General features: G+C 51.2%; 12 protein-coding genes, 1 tRNA gene and 1 pseudogene. 10 read left to right on the plus strand and 4 right to left on the minus strand.

The features are described 5' to 3' along the window. Positions 1–30: 30 nt before the first annotated feature. Positions 31–105: transfer RNA gene (locus tag IG609_RS06275), tRNA-Arg, on the minus strand. 724 nt (positions 106–829) lie between these two features. Here IG609_RS06275 and mlaA point away from each other — a divergent pair. The 3 genes and pseudogenes from mlaA to mqo all read left to right on the plus strand — a co-directional run bounded on the left by mlaA (position 830) and on the right by mqo (position 4,655). Next, positions 830–1,591, plus strand: a complete 762-nt coding sequence (gene mlaA / locus IG609_RS06280; protein ID WP_193398536.1) for a phospholipid-binding lipoprotein MlaA — start codon at positions 830–832, stop codon at positions 1,589–1,591. A gap of 121 nt (positions 1,592–1,712) precedes the next feature. Further along, positions 1,713–2,713, plus strand: a pseudogene (locus tag IG609_RS06285) (transposase domain-containing protein). Positions 2,714–3,071: 358 nt separating this feature from the next. Beyond that, positions 3,072–4,655 carry a malate dehydrogenase (quinone) gene (mqo, locus tag IG609_RS06290; protein WP_193398535.1) on the plus strand — a complete coding sequence of 528 codons (1,584 nt, stop codon included), beginning with the start codon at positions 3,072–3,074 and terminating at the stop codon, positions 4,653–4,655. Positions 4,656–4,727: 72 nt separating this feature from the next. Here mqo and IG609_RS06295 read toward each other — a convergent pair whose 3' ends face one another. Continuing rightward, positions 4,728–5,630 carry a LysR family transcriptional regulator gene (locus tag IG609_RS06295; RefSeq protein ID WP_116162661.1) on the minus strand — a complete coding sequence of 301 codons (903 nt, stop codon included), beginning with the start codon at positions 5,628–5,630 and terminating at the stop codon, positions 4,728–4,730. 142 nt (positions 5,631–5,772) lie between these two features. Here IG609_RS06295 and IG609_RS06300 point away from each other — a divergent pair, with 142 nt between their 5' ends. Beyond that, positions 5,773–6,525 (plus strand): SDR family oxidoreductase, encoded by a 753-nt coding sequence (locus tag IG609_RS06300; protein ID WP_116162659.1) that lies wholly within the window; start codon positions 5,773–5,775, stop codon positions 6,523–6,525. A 208-nt stretch (positions 6,526–6,733) separates the two neighbouring features. On the opposite strand, the gene fadL is transcribed toward IG609_RS06300, so the two are convergent. Next, complete coding sequence (gene fadL / locus IG609_RS06305; RefSeq protein WP_193398534.1) at positions 6,734–8,035, minus strand: long-chain fatty acid transporter FadL; 1,302 nt, start codon at positions 8,033–8,035, stop codon at positions 6,734–6,736. Between the two features lie 382 nt (positions 8,036–8,417). Between fadL and IG609_RS06310 the strand changes: the two genes are divergently transcribed. The 5 genes from IG609_RS06310 to sixA all read left to right on the plus strand — a co-directional run bounded on the left by IG609_RS06310 (position 8,418) and on the right by sixA (position 14,359). Continuing rightward, complete coding sequence (locus IG609_RS06310) at positions 8,418–8,714, plus strand: YfcZ/YiiS family protein (RefSeq protein WP_193398533.1); 297 nt, start codon at positions 8,418–8,420, stop codon at positions 8,712–8,714. 266 nt (positions 8,715–8,980) lie between these two features. Then, positions 8,981–10,294 carry an acetyl-CoA C-acyltransferase FadI gene (fadI, locus tag IG609_RS06315; protein ID WP_193398532.1) on the plus strand — a complete coding sequence of 438 codons (1,314 nt, stop codon included), beginning with the start codon at positions 8,981–8,983 and terminating at the stop codon, positions 10,292–10,294. Beyond that, positions 10,291–12,507 carry a fatty acid oxidation complex subunit alpha FadJ gene (gene fadJ / locus IG609_RS06320; protein ID WP_404825833.1) on the plus strand — a complete coding sequence of 739 codons (2,217 nt, stop codon included), beginning with the start codon at positions 10,291–10,293 and terminating at the stop codon, positions 12,505–12,507. Before fadI ends, fadJ begins: the two co-directional genes overlap by 4 nt. 178 nt (positions 12,508–12,685) lie before the next feature. Beyond that, complete coding sequence (locus IG609_RS06325) at positions 12,686–13,387, plus strand: GNAT family N-acetyltransferase (RefSeq protein WP_193398531.1); 702 nt, start codon at positions 12,686–12,688, stop codon at positions 13,385–13,387. A 489-nt stretch (positions 13,388–13,876) separates the two neighbouring features. Further along, positions 13,877–14,359 (plus strand): phosphohistidine phosphatase SixA, encoded by a 483-nt coding sequence (gene sixA / locus IG609_RS06330; RefSeq protein ID WP_116162653.1) that lies wholly within the window; start codon positions 13,877–13,879, stop codon positions 14,357–14,359. Positions 14,360–14,448: 89 nt separating this feature from the next. Here sixA and smrB read toward each other — a convergent pair whose 3' ends face one another. Then, entirely contained in the window at positions 14,449–14,991 is a 543-nt protein-coding gene (smrB, locus tag IG609_RS06335; RefSeq protein WP_180785552.1) for an endonuclease SmrB, read from the minus strand. Positions 14,992–15,162: 171 nt separating this feature from the next. On the opposite strand from smrB, the gene prmB reads away from it, so the two are divergent. Continuing rightward, the gene (gene prmB, locus IG609_RS06340; RefSeq protein ID WP_116162649.1) at positions 15,163–16,104 is read left to right on the plus strand and encodes a 50S ribosomal protein L3 N(5)-glutamine methyltransferase; all 942 of its coding nucleotides are present in this window, start codon (positions 15,163–15,165) and stop codon (positions 16,102–16,104) included. Positions 16,105–16,168 lie beyond the last annotated feature (64 nt).

A 16,168-nucleotide genomic window follows, 5' to 3' on the forward strand; every position in this document is an offset into this window, starting at 1 on the left:
GATTGTAGTAGACGTTGCGAGAAGTGTGAATGGTGTCCCCGACTGGAATCGAACCAGTAACTAGCCCTTAGGAGGGGCTTGTTATATCCGTTTAACTACGGGGACGTGAAGCGGAGCCATTATACGCATTTTTGCTCTGAGAATAAGCGCTTAACGGCGCATTTGCTCAAAGTGTCGGCAATCAGCGTTTCTACTAGTGTTTTTCTACATCATTCTCATGCGTCTTTTGGCGTTTGCCTTGTGATGAATGACTCATATCGTTGCGGATTTGTCTGGATTCTGGAGGTGGGTTCATAGAGATTCTCTCGACGAGTGGGCCGGTTGGTGCCTTGCTAACGGTACTGACGTTGAGGGGCGAGCACCGCCCCTGTCGATAACCGTAGTCAGTTTTTATAACATGGGGCGTTGCATGACTCACTGATTTAGGCTGGCAGTGCTAAGCTGTGAGGGGAACAAGGGAATACCGTGCTGTCGCCCACGCTGGAGCGCGTGTCGCAACGATGCAGCATGTTGTCCCCATAAGAAAAATGGCAAACCTCTGAAAATGCAGTAATGCGTAAGCCAACGTAGCGATGGAGCGATAAAATGTTACACTGTTGGCTGATATCCCGTCCTTGTCGCTCAGCCTGATAGGCTGGAGCTGATACTGGGAATACCCATTTTCGGTCGCGGGTATGTACCCTAAATAATTCGCGTTGCAGGAAGGCGGTAAGTGAAGGAATCCCGATGAGCTTACCCAAGTAAGTGATTCGGGTGAGTTAACGTAACCAACACACATGCAACGTGAAGTATGACGGGTATAGCACACTATAAATCAGGGAGAACAGATATGAATTACCGCCTGAGTGGGGTGGTGTTTGCCAGCGTATTACTGATCGGCTGCGCCAGTTCCGGGGATCGAGCTCAAGAAGGACGTTCAGATCCGCTTGAAGGCTTTAACCGTACCATGTTCAGCTTTAACTATGACGTTCTGGATCCTTATCTGGTGCGTCCTGCGGCTGTGGCCTGGCGCGATTATGTGCCGACGCCCGCGCGTAACGGACTGGGGAACTTCTTCAGCAACCTGGAAGAACCTGCAACGATGGTGAACTACTTCGTTGAAGGAAAGCCGTATAAAGCGATGATTCACTTTAACCGCTTCTTCCTGAATACCTTGCTCGGGATGGGCGGCCTGATTGACGTGGCCTCAATGGCGAACCCGAAACTGGCGAAAGAAGAGCCTCGCCGCTTTGGTAGCACATTGGGTCATTATGACGTGGGCTACGGGCCTTATCTGGTAGTACCCGGCTACGGTAGTATGACACCTCGTGAAGACGGCGGTGGCGTCGTAGATACGTTGTATCCGATGCTGAGCTATCTGACGTTCTGGATGTCCGCAGGCAAATGGGCTATCGAAGGGATAGAAACGCGAGCACAGCTGTTGGATTCCGACGGTCTGCTGCGTAACTCTTCCGATCCATACCTGATGGTGCGTGAAGCCTACTTCCAGCGGCATGATTTCCTTGCCAGTGATGGACAACTCACCCCGCAGAAGAACCCGAATGCGGCAGCGATTGAAGACTCTCTCGACGAGATCGATTCAGCGAAATAGTGTCGCGTCACATCGCTCATTTAACAGGCACCTGCGGGGTAATGCCGATCGTTTAAGGATCGGTTGAACGATCCAGTGGCTAGTGTAAAAGGGTTCATGTCTCTACATGGACCCTTTTAAAATGGAACTTTCTCAGACTCTCGGCATTATTAATCTTACCGCCCCAGATGACGTTCAAACTCTTGCCGACCTGCTTTCCCCTGACCTCATCCAGCAAGCTTTTTCTCTCACTGATACCGTAACACTGCGCAAGCGCAAGCTTCCTCTCGAGTCCATGGTCTGGTTGGTTATTGGCATGGTGATTTTCAACAATAAGCCGCTTTCCCACATCGTTAATCTGATGGATATCGCTGACCGCACTGGAAGCCCCTTTACAGCACCCAGTTCTGTTGTTGCACGCCGAAAAACACTGGGTGAGGATGCCGTTCGGGTGCTCTTCGAGCTCACACAGCAACATTGGCATGAAGAGGCCAGACATCCGCTCTGGCACGGACTGACTCTGAATGCGGTTGATGGTGTCGTTTGGCGCACGCCGGATACGCCAGATAACGCGAATGCTTCGGTAAAGCGAGTAATCAGCATGGTGAACGCGGATATCCGTAGGTGCGCATGGTCTGCCTGATGGAACTGAGTAGTCACCTGCTGCGTGCCAGCGTCATGGATAGCTACGATGTCAACGAGATGCGCCTGGCTGCCAGATTGGCAGAACTGTATAAACACCGATGGGAAATCGAACTGGGTTACCGTGAAACTAAGCAGTTTTTAATGGGTAATAGGTGGACGCTACGAAGCAAACTGCCGGAAATGGTGAAACAGGAGCTATGGGGAATACTGCTGACATATAATCTGGTTCGCTATCAAATGGTAAAAATGGCGTTCAGTCTTAAGGGAGAATACCGGCCCTATCAGTTGAGCTTCAGCGGAGCTATATCAGAAATATTAAGACTCTTGATCAGCCTCCCATGGGCATCGCCGGGAGCAATCCCGGGCCAACTGAAACAGTTTTACAGCAATGCCGCAATGCTGATATTGCCCCCGAGACGAGAACGGGAATATCCTCGGGAGGTCAGAGAAAAACGGTCAAAATATCCGTTAAAAAACAATGCCAGTCACCTTAAGTGACTGGCATTAACCTGCGGGTGCCTTTTGCTTTTATAAAACTTTGCTTTTATAAAACACTGCTAAACTTATTTTTACCATGATGATTCTGTGGTTTGTTTCTTAAAAGTTATTACTTTGTTGTCCATTTATTTACTTACTAAAATTTATTTCCTTTCGTCAGATAACAATAATGCTACGTCGTTAACCGCTACCGTTGCCCATCCTGGTTGAAATGTGTCTGCACGCTGATTTTTTTGTTAGCAAGGTGATTAACAAAAAGGTCATAAGAATGATGTTTTTTACGGATGATAGCGTGGTCGTGTGTTAATGAATGCCCAGAATTCTATTTACCTGCACTGATAAAAATAGAGATATAAGCATGAAAAAACTACTTGCTATGTTCTTCTGCCTCAGCGTGGTGGTTAGCGCCCCACTGGCGATGGCTGAAGAGGCTAAAACGACAGAGAAGACAACGGATGTGGTACTGATCGGCGGGGGCATTATGAGCTCTACGCTGGGCGTGTATTTACAGGAGCTGCAACCAGACTGGTCTATCGATATGGTTGAGCGGATGGATAATGTGGCGGAAGAGAGCTCGAACGGCTGGAATAATGCCGGTACGGGTCACTCGGCTTTCATGGAACTCAACTACACGCCGGATAACCCCGACGGCCCAATCAACATCAGCAAAGCGTTGGAAATCACTGAAGCGTTTGAAGTCTCGCGCCAGTTCTGGTCCTATCAGGTGAAAAACGGCGTACTGAACAATCCGCACTCTTTCATTAACAGTGTGCCGCACATCAGCTTCGTCTGGGGTGACGAGAACACGGCTTTCCTGAAGCATCGTTATGATGCGATGCAGCACAGCACGCTGTACCGTGGCATGGAATTCTCTGACGATCCCAATACGATCAAAGAATGGGCGCCGTTGGTGATGGAAGGTCGCGATCCGGCTCAGAAGATTGCGGCGACTCGTATGCCTATCGGTACCGACGTGAACTACGGTGAAATCACGCGTCAACTGGTTGGTGCGATGAAAACCAAACCCAACTTTGCGCTGCACCTGAATTCCGAAGTGCGTGATATCAAACGCAATGCGGACAACACCTGGAGCGTGGTTTACGCCGATCTGAAGAACGGCGAGAAAGAAAGCGTGATTAAGGCGAAATTTGTCTTTATCGGTGCGGGTGGGGCGGCGCTGCAACTGTTGCAGAAATCCGGCATTCCTGAGGCCGACCTGTACGGTGGCTTCCCGGTTGGTGGTGAATTCCTGCTGACAGAAAACCCGGAAATCGTGAAGCGCCACATGGCAAAAGTTTACGGTAAAGCTTCCGTCGGTGCGCCACCGATGTCCGTTCCTCATCTGGATACCCGTATTTTTGATGGTAAGCCAGTGCTGCTGTTCGGGCCGTTTGCTACATTCTCCAGCAAGTTCCTGAAAAACGGTTCGCTGTGGGATCTGATCGGTTCCGTGACATTTTCCAACGTGATGCCGATGACGCACGTCGGTCTGGATAACTTCGATCTGGTGAAGTATCTGGTTGGTCAGGTCATGATGGATGACGACGATCGTTTCGCCGCGCTGCAGGAATACTTTCCGAACGCCAAGAAAGAAGACTGGAGACTGACGATCGCCGGCCAGCGCGTTCAGGTTATCAAGAAGGATGATGATAAAGGTGGCGTGCTGAAGTTGGGTACCGAGATTGTTAGTTCACAAGATGGCTCGATTGCCGCGCTGCTGGGTGCCTCTCCGGGCGCGTCTACCGCAGCGCCGATTATGCTGAGCCTGCTGGAAAAAGTGTTTAAAGATAAAATCGCGACGCCAGAATGGCAGGGCAAGCTGAAAGAGATCGTTCCATCTTATGGTCAGAAGCTGGACGGTAATATTGAAATGACCAATAAAATCCGCAGCTACACCAGCAGCACGCTGGGCCTTGACTACATTGAGGTTAAGCCAGAGTAATCGGGGTTAGTTGGAAGTTACGATATAAGGCCGTGCAAGCGGCCTTTTTTGTGCCTTCAAGCCCAATGCGCACTAGCGGTAGTGATAGCCAGTGTTGAGCCCTGGGATCCTGGAAAACGCTTCAGCAATGAAGTCCATGAATACAATGGCTCGCTTCGGTAGCAGGCGATTAGCGACATAGAGAAACTGTATGGGCGCCGGCGGTGCTTCGTAGTCGCACAGTATCTGACACAGCTTGCCGCTCTTTAATCCATCCTCGTATAACCACTTTGGTCCGCTTGCGATACCAAGGCCAGCGATGACGGCTTCCTGTACGGCCTGAGGTGAGTTGACTCGGAATCGCCCCGAAACGTTGATTTCGGTATCTCGAAATGCCCATGTATTACCCGTGTTTAACAGCGAGTACAGAATGCAGTCATGATCGCGCAGATCTTCTGGTGTTTGCGGTATGCCGCGACGACTCAGATAGTCTACCGAGGCGACATACACGCGTGTAAAAAGACCAATCCGGCGGGCGCGTAGTGCGCTATCGTTGGGATGACCTATTCGGATCGCCAACTCTGTTCCTTCTTCCACCAGATCGACGAAACGATCGCTAAGCTGCAAATCCAGCGATAAGCCGGGATAGCGTGCCAGAAAAGCGGGTATGTGTGGCATAAGGAAAGCATGAGCCATTGCAGTCGGGCAGGCCACTCGCAGGAGTCCCGTGGGTTCAGTCTCATTGCTCAAGGACGATTCGGATTCTGCAACCGCATCGAGAATTCGGCTGACATCCGCGTAGTACCGCTCACCTTCGGGCGTCAGTACAAGTTGGCGCGTTGTCCGCTGAAGTAATCTGACGCCCAGATGTTCTTCTAAAGCGGCAACGTATCGACTGACGTTGGGTTGCCCCATATTCAGGTCGCGTGCTGCTGCAGAGAAACTGCCTGTTTCGACAGTCCGTTTAAAACAGGTCATGAGCAGAAAACGATCCACGTGAAGACTCCTAGATTCATGCGATTTTGGAATGAAATATATGCAAAAGTAGAATCTTATCATTTTTTCTACATATACGTATGATTAGCGCTGTCTCAGGCAGCACATTGCTGCATCCCGCTATGATTATCAGGAGTTCCTTATGTCTCGCTTACACAATAAACGTACCCTTATCACCGGCGGCACCACCGGTATTGGACTGGAAACCGCAAAGCAATTTCTCGCTGAAGGGGCTCGTGTCATCGTTACCGGGGTCAATCCCGACTCTATTGCAGCGGCAAAAGCCGAGCTTGGTAGAGAAGTGTTGGTACTGCGCGCCGATTCGGCCAGCGTGAGCGCACAAAAGGAATTGGCTCAGGCCGTGGAGGCCCATTATGGAAAGGTTGACGTCGTTTTCCTTAACGCTGGTGTTTCCGTTTGGCAATCGATCGAAGAATGGACAGAGGACATGTTTGATCGCTCCTTCGACATTAACGTCAAGGGGCCGTATTTCCTGCTCCAGTCGCTGCTGCCCGTGTTCGCCAACCCTGCTTCAGTCGTGCTCAATACGTCGATTAGTGCGCACGTAGGATCGAGCCGCTCCTCGGTTTATTCTGCGACCAAAGCGGCTTTCCTTAGCCTGTCAAAGACGCTGTCGAGCGAACTGATGGCGCGTGGTATTCGCATCAACGCGGTTAGCCCTGGGCCAATCGATACCCCGCTATATGACAAACTTGGTATTCCCGACAGTTATCGCAAACAAGTCAATGAGGAGATTGTCAAAAGCATCCCTTCAGGCCGTTTCGGTACGGCGGAGGAGATTGCCAAGGCGGTGTTGTACCTGGCTTCAGATGAGTCCCGATGGACCATCGGTAGTGAAATCGTCGTGGATGGCGGGCGTCTGTTGAACGACTGATCTGGCATGACGATTGGCGTGCGGTGTTTATCATTAGCTAATCACTGCGCCAGTAAGAAAGAGACAAATGCCTTGTGATGAGCAATAAAAAGCAGGTAAGTCGCCTTACCTGCTTTATCACGTTGTGACTGCTAGCAATGAGAACGTATGCTTTATTTATAAACTCGTACGTTATTTAGAACGCCATTCTTTATTTAGAACACATAATTTAGAACACATAGTTAAAGTTCACGCCGTATAGCCAGGCCTTACCTTTAGAACTGAAGTTGTAACTTGGAGAGCCAGCTCTATCAGAGAGAGGTTCGCTGATATCAACTTGCTTACCATGCATATAGGAAACGCCAATATCCACTGACGCGTCTTTATTGAAGGCGTAGGTGGTACCTGCGCTTAACCAGAAACGATCCTGATCGGGGATAGAGATAGAACGTCTGTCGGCTGGTATCGGGCTGTCATCAAACGCGATACCACTACGGAACGTCCAGTTATCGTCATGATAGTAGGTGGTGCCGAGTGCGAGACGGTAGGCATCACGGAAGCCTTCCTCTTTCTGGAACAGCGTGTTGCCAGTGTTACCTGTCGCTTTCAGTTCCTGGAAATGGCTCCAACTGGTGTAAGTTAGGCTGTAGTGAACCGCCCATTTCGGTGCAACACGGTGGTAGGCGGACGCTTCCCACATTTCTGGCAGATTGAGTGTCAGCTTACCGGGAATGGTTGCACCATTGAGGGCACCAGGTCCAGCGGACCGTTGGTTACTGTAATCGCCATTGAAATCGATATCGACTTTGGAACGATAGGTCAGGCCGAAGCGGTTATTTTCATCCACTTCATACAGAATCCCGGCGTTCCAGCCGTATCCCCATTCTTTACCTTCCAGACGAGCCATCTCTGAAGATGGACCAGCAACAGCACCCTGAGCGCCACCCGCACCAGCAGGAACATTAGCCAGTTCACCAGCGCGCCGAATAAATTTGGCATCGGCATAAACCGCGTTAACCCCTAAACCAAAACTGAAATGTTGGTTCAGGCGATATGCGGCGCTCAGGTTCAGGTTTGACGTCAACAGGTCGGTTTCACCGCCGATAGAACCTGCTGCATAGTTATCATTAAATTTAGTCGCCAGACCATAGTTAGTGGTGGCGGAAGCACCAATCGCCCACTGTTCATTCAGCGGCATGATGAAATGCAGGTTCGGCACCCAAGCGTGCGGCGCGATGTTTTTAGCGCTGGTATCTTGCCCAGTCAGGGAATTTTTCCCCTGAACATCGATATCTGGGTTGATATAGGTGACACCACCGGAGAAAGACGGACGGTCAAACATGGTCATGGTCGCTGGGTTACGGCTACCTGAGGTCGCATTATCGGCTACCGCACCTTCACCAGAAAACGCACGTCCCAGACCCGATGATGAGTATTCATTTAGCTGGAAACCAGCTGCGGACACATTTGCTGAAAACAGGGCCACCGCAACAGCAATTGTGGATTGTTTGAACAGGTTTTTCTGGTTCATGACCAAAACCTCTTTATATGCTTGTTATTTAACGTTGTTACACGGGGTAACAAGGGACGCGCATTGTAGGGGGCGCACTCAGCCTGACAAATCAGACCAGTTGCCAAAGTATAAGTGGGGAATACGACAATGTTGCATTTGTGTATTGGAAATATTTCCAAAATGATGCGAAATTTAGATCTGCTTAACGTTTTAGTTAATTTGTGTGAAGCGATATTACTCGATTTTTACTGCTGCATAACACCGTAATGTGATTAATATCAATAAAATTACGGTCGAGCATGAAGTGCTGGTACTGCTTTGGGATGAGGGAGTAAAATATAAGGAAGATAAAAATATTTGAACTGGATCATATCTCCCCGCGTTTTAAGAGGAAAGTAGCATGACGAACGTAATCAACAAATGCAGTGCTGAAGAAACCGCAGCCTGCTGCTGTGTCGATGTCGGCACAATTATGGATAACACGGATTGCACGGCGTCTTATAGCAACGTTTTCGGCGATCGTGCTGAGGCGGAAGCGGCACTGGCCGCCCTGACGGAAAAAGCGCGTGCGGTAGAGTCTGAACCTTGTGAAATCGCCAGCACGCTGGAAGAGGTAGACGGCGGTGTTAAATTGGACATCGATTTCTCGTTCAGCTGCCAGGCTGAAACGATGATTTTCCAGCTCGGCCTGCGTTAAGCTCATCTCTCACAGGAGCCTTGATTGGCTCCTGTGCTTTTCACGTATTGATCTGCATTTCATTATTACTCTCCAAATCTTGCTGTTTTCATTCCCGCCTATTATTCATTACGCAAAAGGTCACACTTTTGTGTGGCGCAGCTTTGCGTAATGTAACTATTTGGTTAACAATAAAATCAGGTCTGACCTGTTGTGCGCGTACTTTATTTTTGGTTAACGGAAGTATTTTTGGTTAACGGGAGTATTTTCGGTTAACAGGAGCGTTTATGAGCGAGGTATTACCTCTGATAACCCGCCGTGGCGATCGCATTGCGTTCGTGAGCGGATTACGCACCCCATTTGCTCGGCAGGCAACGGCCTATCATGGCGTACCTGCCATCGAATTAGGGAAGCTCGTCACCAGCGAATTACTGGTCCGCACTGGGATCGATCCTGAGTTGATCGAGCTATTGGTCTTTGGGCAGGTGGTCCAAATGCCCGAAGCGCCGAATATCGCCAGAGAGATCGTGCTCGGCACGGGCATGAGCGTGCATACCGATGCCTACAGCGTGTCGCGCGCCTGCGCCACCAGCTTTCAGGCGGTTGCCAACGTGGCGGAAAGCATTATGGCGGGTATGGTGGAGGTCGGCATTGCCGGCGGGGCGGATTCCTCTTCCGTGCTGCCGATTGGCGTCAGTAAAGCGTTGGCCAGAACGCTAGTGGATATGAACAAGGCTCGGACGCTGAGCCAGAAGTTGAAACTGTTAAGCGGCCTGCGCCCAAAAGATCTGCTGCCGGTTGCGCCCGCCGTGGCGGAGTATTCCACCGGGCTACGCATGGGCGATACCGCCGAGCAAATGGCAAAAACCTACGGCATAACGCGTGAAGAGCAGGATGAACTGGCGCATCGCTCACACAAGCTGGCGGCTCAGGCCTGGGAATCCGGCGTGCTGCGCGATGAAGTGATGACGGCTTACGTCCCGCCTTATGACAAGGCGCTGAGCGAAGATAACAATGTGCGTCATGATTCCGCACTGGATCAATATTCCCGCTTACGCCCGGCGTTCGATCGCCGACACGGTACGGTCACGGCGGCGAACAGTACGCCGCTCACGGATGGTGCGGCGGCGGTGTTGATGATGAGTGAGTCTAAGGCCAAAAGTCTGGGGCTCACGCCACTAGGCTACCTACGCAGCTATGCATTCAGCGCTATCGGTGTGCAGCGTGATATGTTGCTGGGGCCGGCTTACGCCTCCCCGCTGGCGTTGGCAAGGGCTGGCGTGACGCTGAGCGATCTGACGCTTATTGATATGCACGAAGCCTTTGCCGCCCAAACGTTGGCAAATCTCAAACTGTTTGCCAGCGATGAGTTCGCCCGTAATCAACTGGGTAGAAACGCCGCACTGGGTGAGGTAGATCGCGCTAAGTTCAATGTGTTGGGGGGATCCATTGCCTATGGACATCCCTTTGCTGCCACTGGCGCGAGGATGATTACCCAAACGCTGAATGAACTGCGCCGTCGTGGCGGCGGACTGGGGTTAACCACCGCCTGCGCGGCTGGCGGGCTGGGTGCGGCAATGGTACTGGAGGTGACGCCATGAACGATCAACAGCCTTTCTCCGTCACAACATCGTCTGCAATGGAAACAACATCGTCTGTGACGGCAAGCCCCTCAGCCTTTTCCCTAACGATTCGGTCGGACAATATCGGTGTGATTTGCATTGATGTTCCCAGCGAGAAGGTGAACACGCTAAAGCGCGAATTTGCAGAACAGATTCTTGCGGTCTTCGAGCAGGCGCGGCAGCATGCGACGCTCAGGGGGCTGATTTTTATTTCCGCCAAGCCTGATTCGTTTATCGCCGGTGCGGATATCACCATGTTGAACCAGTGCAGCAGCGCCGAACAGGCAGAAAATCTGGCGAAGCAAGGGCAGGAAACGTTCGAGCAGGTAGCCGCGCTGCCGTTCCCCGTAGTGGCCGCGATCCACGGTGCCTGTCTGGGCGGTGGGCTGGAGTTAGCATTAGCCTGCGACTATCGCGTCTGCTCGCTGGATGAAAAAACGGTGTTGGGGCTACCGGAAGTGCAGCTTGGTCTTCTTCCCGGTTCAGGCGGAACGCAGCGGTTGCCACGGTTAATTGGTCTGGATAGCGCGCTGGAACTCATTCTGACCGGCCGCCACCTCCGCGCGAGTCAGGCATTACGACAAGGACTGGTTGATGAGGCTGTCCCGCACGATATCCTGCTGGAGACGGCAGTCGAGATTATCAAAAAAGGAAAACGCAAAGCCGTGCCGCTAGGCTGGCGTTCGCGTTTGCTGAGTAGCCCAGGTATTCGCGATGTATTGTTCAAAATAGTGAAACGCAAAACGCGAGCGAAAACACACGGCAACTATCCGGCCACGGAAAAAATCATTCAGGTGGTGCGTCGGGGCATAGAAAAAGGTCGTGAGGAAGGGTATCGGCACGAGGCGCGAGCGTTTGGCAAACTGGTGATGACGCCGGAATCTGCCGCGCTACGCCATCTGTTCTTTGCCTCCAATGCATTAAAGAAAACCGCCGGTGCGGACTCTGAAGCGAAGCCGATCCACCGCGTTGGTATTCTCGGCGGTGGGCTGATGGGCGGTGGGATCGCCAGCGTGACGGCGACGCGCGGGCAGTTACCGGTGCGTATTAAAGATATCAATGAACAGGGCATTAACCATGCGCTGAAGTACAACTGGCAGTTGCTGACCAAACGCGTTCAGAGTAAGCGGATGAAGCCGACGGAGCGTCAGCGGTTGATGACGTTGATTTCCGGTAGTACGGACTATCGCGGTTTTGAACATGCGGATATCGTCATTGAGGCCGTTTTTGAAGATCTGGCGCTGAAGCGGCAAATGGTGGCGGAAATTGAAGAGCACGCTGCGCCGCACACGATTTTCGCATCGAATACTTCCTCGTTGCCGATCCATCAGATTGCAGAGGGCGCGCGCCGTCCGCAACAGGTTGTGGGTCTGCACTACTTTAGCCCGGTGGACAAAATGCCGCTGGTGGAGGTGATTCCTCACGCGCACACCAGCGCAGAGACGGTCGCAACGACGGTGGCTCTGGCGAGAAAGCAGGGGAAAACCGCGATCGTCGTGGGCGACAGCGCTGGTTTTTATGTGAACCGCATATTAGCGCCTTATATCAACGAAGCGGCTTATTGCCTGCTGGAAGGGGAGCCGATTGAATCGATCGATTATGCGCTGGTGCGCTTTGGCTTCCCTGTCGGTCCGCTTGCGTTGCTTGATGAGGTCGGTATTGATGTCGCGACCAAAATTGTGCCGGTGCTGAGTGAAGAACTGGGCAAGCGCTTCACCTCTCCACCCGCGTTTGATGCGATCCTGAAAGATGGACGCAAAGGGCGCAAGAATGGGAAAGGATTCTATCGATACAATAAAACGCGCCGTTTCTGGCAGGCGGGCAGAGAGGTGGATAGCTCGGTTTATCCGCTGCTGGATGTGACGGCGAAAGCCCATATTGACCCTGCGCTGATCAGCCAGCGTGCCGTGATGATGATGCTGAACGAGGCCGCGCGTTGTCTGGATGAAGGCGTGATCCAGTGCGCCCGCGATGGCGATATCGGCGCGGTATTTGGCATTGGCTTCCCCCCTTTCCTCGGCGGGCCGTTCCACTATATGGACCGTTTGGGAGTGGAAACGGTCGTGAAAACGCTGCTGGTGCTGCAACAACAGTATGGCGATCGGTTCGCACCCTGTGAACGTCTGCTCGCGATGCGGGAAGGGCGACAAACGTTTTATCCGCTAACTGATGAAGACCAGAGTGCTCGTTGATCGTGACGGCATTTTTATAAGTTCGAACTGACTGATTTGTCTGACTAATATTCATTAGGTTGGTGAAGTGATTTAGGCTGTTTTCTATATTACGTGGCTAGGACAGCAACGGGTAATACCCAATGAATACCTTTATGGTTTTTTATTAATGTAATTATACGAAAAAGGCGGCGTTATCATGACAGAGTTCAATGTTTATGGTCAGGAATTGGGTAAATCATTGCCTGAGTGGCAACCACGATCGCTTCCGCAAAAAGTGGTGCTTAAAGGAAAGCACTGTTTTCTTGAACCCATTGATCTTAAGCATAGCCAGGATTTATTTGATGCTTGGCACAGTATTGATGACGAGCGAGACTGGACGTATTTTCACATCAAACGCCCAGTGACCATTAGACAGAGTGATCACTATATTGCTTCACTTGCCGCGAGCAAGGATCCACTTTTCTTCGCCGTTATCAGCCTTTCTACGGGTAAAGCAGTGGGGTTTATCGCATTACAACGGATGGATCCGGATAATGGTGCTGTAGAGATTGGTTGGATTAACTGGTCTCCTCTGATGAAACGAACGTTATCTAGCACCGAGGCCATTTTTCTTTTACTCAATTATATTTTTGACACGTTACAATACCGTCGATGTGGCTGGAAATGTGACAGCTTGCATCAGTCTGCAATCAGTGCAGCGGAGCGACTGGGGTTCAGATATGAAGGAACTCTCCGACAAACTCAGGTTTCCAAAGGGCATAGCCGTGATGTCCGCTGGTATTCAATTATTGATAGTGAATGGCCCGCTATCTCTCAGGCTATGCAATGGTGGCTACATCCATCCAATCTGGATGATCTAGGCAGACAAAAAAAGCGTCTGTCGGAATTTATGCCTTAATCGGAGCATGAATAATATTCAAACTAGCCTGATAATACGTTGAAAAATTAGGCAATACTTTCAACTAGTCGATTAGATAACCTAAATAATTCGAGTATCAGGTAAGTGAACGCTGCTTACCGTGGCACTGATGGGGCGGTGCAACTCGTTAATGTGCGGAGTCGCGCCGCCAACGCACAGGAAACTTGACGTATGACGGAATATGTCCCTCTTGATTTTGTGAATATACCTTTCCAATAAGATGTGTTCGACTAGGAGACATTAAACTTTTATTTATCATGGTATTACCATTGGAAAAGTAGGAACAGGACGTGCGTGATATTGAAACCAGCGTCAGGTGAGTTTATCAGAACGAGAAACTCAGGTAACCTACAAGAATAAGACGATTTATACCCTACATAATTTGAATGGCATATGCAGGATAATCCCTGCATATGCAGCTTGAATTATAGAAAATACATAATCATTTCATTTACATAGCGGTGTAATATGCAAGTGTTGATAATGCGTCATGGTGATGCGGTACTTGATGCAGCGAGTGATGCCCTTCGGCCGTTGAGCGACGCTGGTTGTGATGAATCCCGCCAGATGGCATGTTGGTTGAATGAGCAAAATATCGATATTGAGCGCGTTCTGGTGAGCCCTTATTTGCGCGCCCAGCAAACGCTTGAGGTGGTGAAAAAAGATCTGCCGCTGCCGGAAGAGGCGGATTGCCTGAATGAGCTGACGCCCAGTGGTGATGCCCAGCTTGTCAGTTATTACCTGCAAACGCTGGCGAGAGAAGGCGTGGGTGCAGTCTTGGTTGTGTCGCATCTGCCGCTGGTGGGTTATCTGGTTGCCGAACTATGCCAGAATGAAACCGCGCCGATGTTTGCCACATCTGCTATTGCCTGCGTGACGGTGGAAGCGGAATCCGGTCATGGCCTTCTGCACTGGCAAGTCAGCCCAGCGCAGTTGAGCGCAAAATCCTGAATGCTAACCTAACTTCAACGCCTGAATTTATATGGTATGAGGCGTGTAATGGACTGACACGCCTTGTCGTTCTTCGAAGAAGGGCGGGATTACTCAAGCAAAGGCGCCTCTAACGCCACCAAAATCAGCAGCGCGGCATTCCCACCGAACTCTTTCGGAGCCTGATGAAAAGCCAGCACGTCAGGGTGCTGTGCCAGCCAGAGCGGCGTTTGCTGCTTAAGGATATGCTTGCCGTGCCCGTGCATCACACAGGTGCAGTAAACGTGCTCCCGCCGACAGGCCGCCAGCAGCGCGCCCAGTTCCTTCTTTGCCTGAAGCTGCGTCAGGCCATGCAAGTCCAGAAACAGCTCCGGTGAATAATCCCCTCGTCGAAGTTTCTTCAATTCATAATGGCTGGCACCTGGGCGCACATAGCGCGTCGGGCCTTCCGCATCCAGCTGTGGCTGAAATTCATCCGAAAAATAGAAACTGGCATCAACCTGCTCCTGCAATACCCGTTTGGCGGGCAATTCGCCCAGTTTTTTGCGCAGCGGTTTGTGGGTATAGGTATCCTGACGCAATTTTTTTGTGCCAGTGATTGACGTGCGAAAAAGCTGTAATTCGTCGTCATTTAGCGAATATTTATTACTCATGTTTCATTCATCTTGCGTCAACATTCGATCAGTTTACCTTGTCTCCCCGCTGTCGCTAAATAAAAGTCTGTATCGGAGCGCGTTCAGTCGGTTATATCTGCTGATTTGTCGCAGGCTTCATGGCAAACTAAGCGCCAATTTGCCATTCAGAACTGTCTGCGGAGGACACCCTTGGACAAAATTTTCGTCGATGAGGCCGTCAGTGAACTTCATACCATTCAGGATATGTTGCGCTGGGCTGTCAGCCGGTTTAACGCAGCCAACGTCTATTACGGTCACGGGACGGATAATCCCTGGGATGAAGCCATACAGCTCGTCTTGCCTAGCCTGTATCTGCCGCTCGATATTCCTGAAGATATGTACACGTCGCGTTTGATCACCAGCGAACGGCAGCGCATTGTTGAACGTGTGATCCGCCGCGTCAATGAGCGTATTCCTGTCGCCTATTTGACCAACAAGGCCTGGTTCTGCGGCCTGGAATTCTACGTGGACGAACGCGTGCTGGTGCCGCGCTCTCCCATCGGTGAGCTGATCAATAACTATTTTGATGAGCAACTGCCAAAAACGCCAAACCATATTCTGGATCTGTGCACGGGCAGCGGCTGTATTGCTATTGCCTGCGCTCAGGCGTTCCCGGAAGCGGAAGTCGATGCGGTCGATATCTCCAGCGAGGCGCTGGCGGTAACCGAGCAAAATATTCAGCAGCACGGTCTGGAATACCGCGTGACGCCGATTCGCTCTGATCTGTTCCGCGATTTACCGGCGATTCGCTATGATCTAATCGTGACCAATCCACCGTATGTGGATGAAGAAGATATGTTCGATCTGCCGCAGGAGTTCCGTTTCGAGCCTGAGCTGGGGCTGGCGGCGGGCAACGACGGCTTGGATCTGGTTCGCCGTATTCTGGCTTGTGCGCCAGACTATCTGAGCGATGACGGCGTGCTGATTTGCGAAGTGGGCAACAGTATGGTGCACCTTATCGATCAATACCCAGACATCCCGTTCACCTGGCTGGAGTTTGATAATGGCGGTGACGGTGTGTTTATGCTAACGCAATCACAACTGGCCGATTGCAAAGCGCATTTCAGCGCTTACCGTGATTCGGATAGCTGATAAACCTACTTGCGAAGTGAGGGCGGGAGTAACGGAATAGAAGAGTAAAGCGTTTGCGCCAGGG

Source organism: Pectobacterium quasiaquaticum, assembly GCF_014946775.2.
GTDB lineage: Bacteria > Pseudomonadota > Gammaproteobacteria > Enterobacterales > Enterobacteriaceae > Pectobacterium > Pectobacterium aquaticum.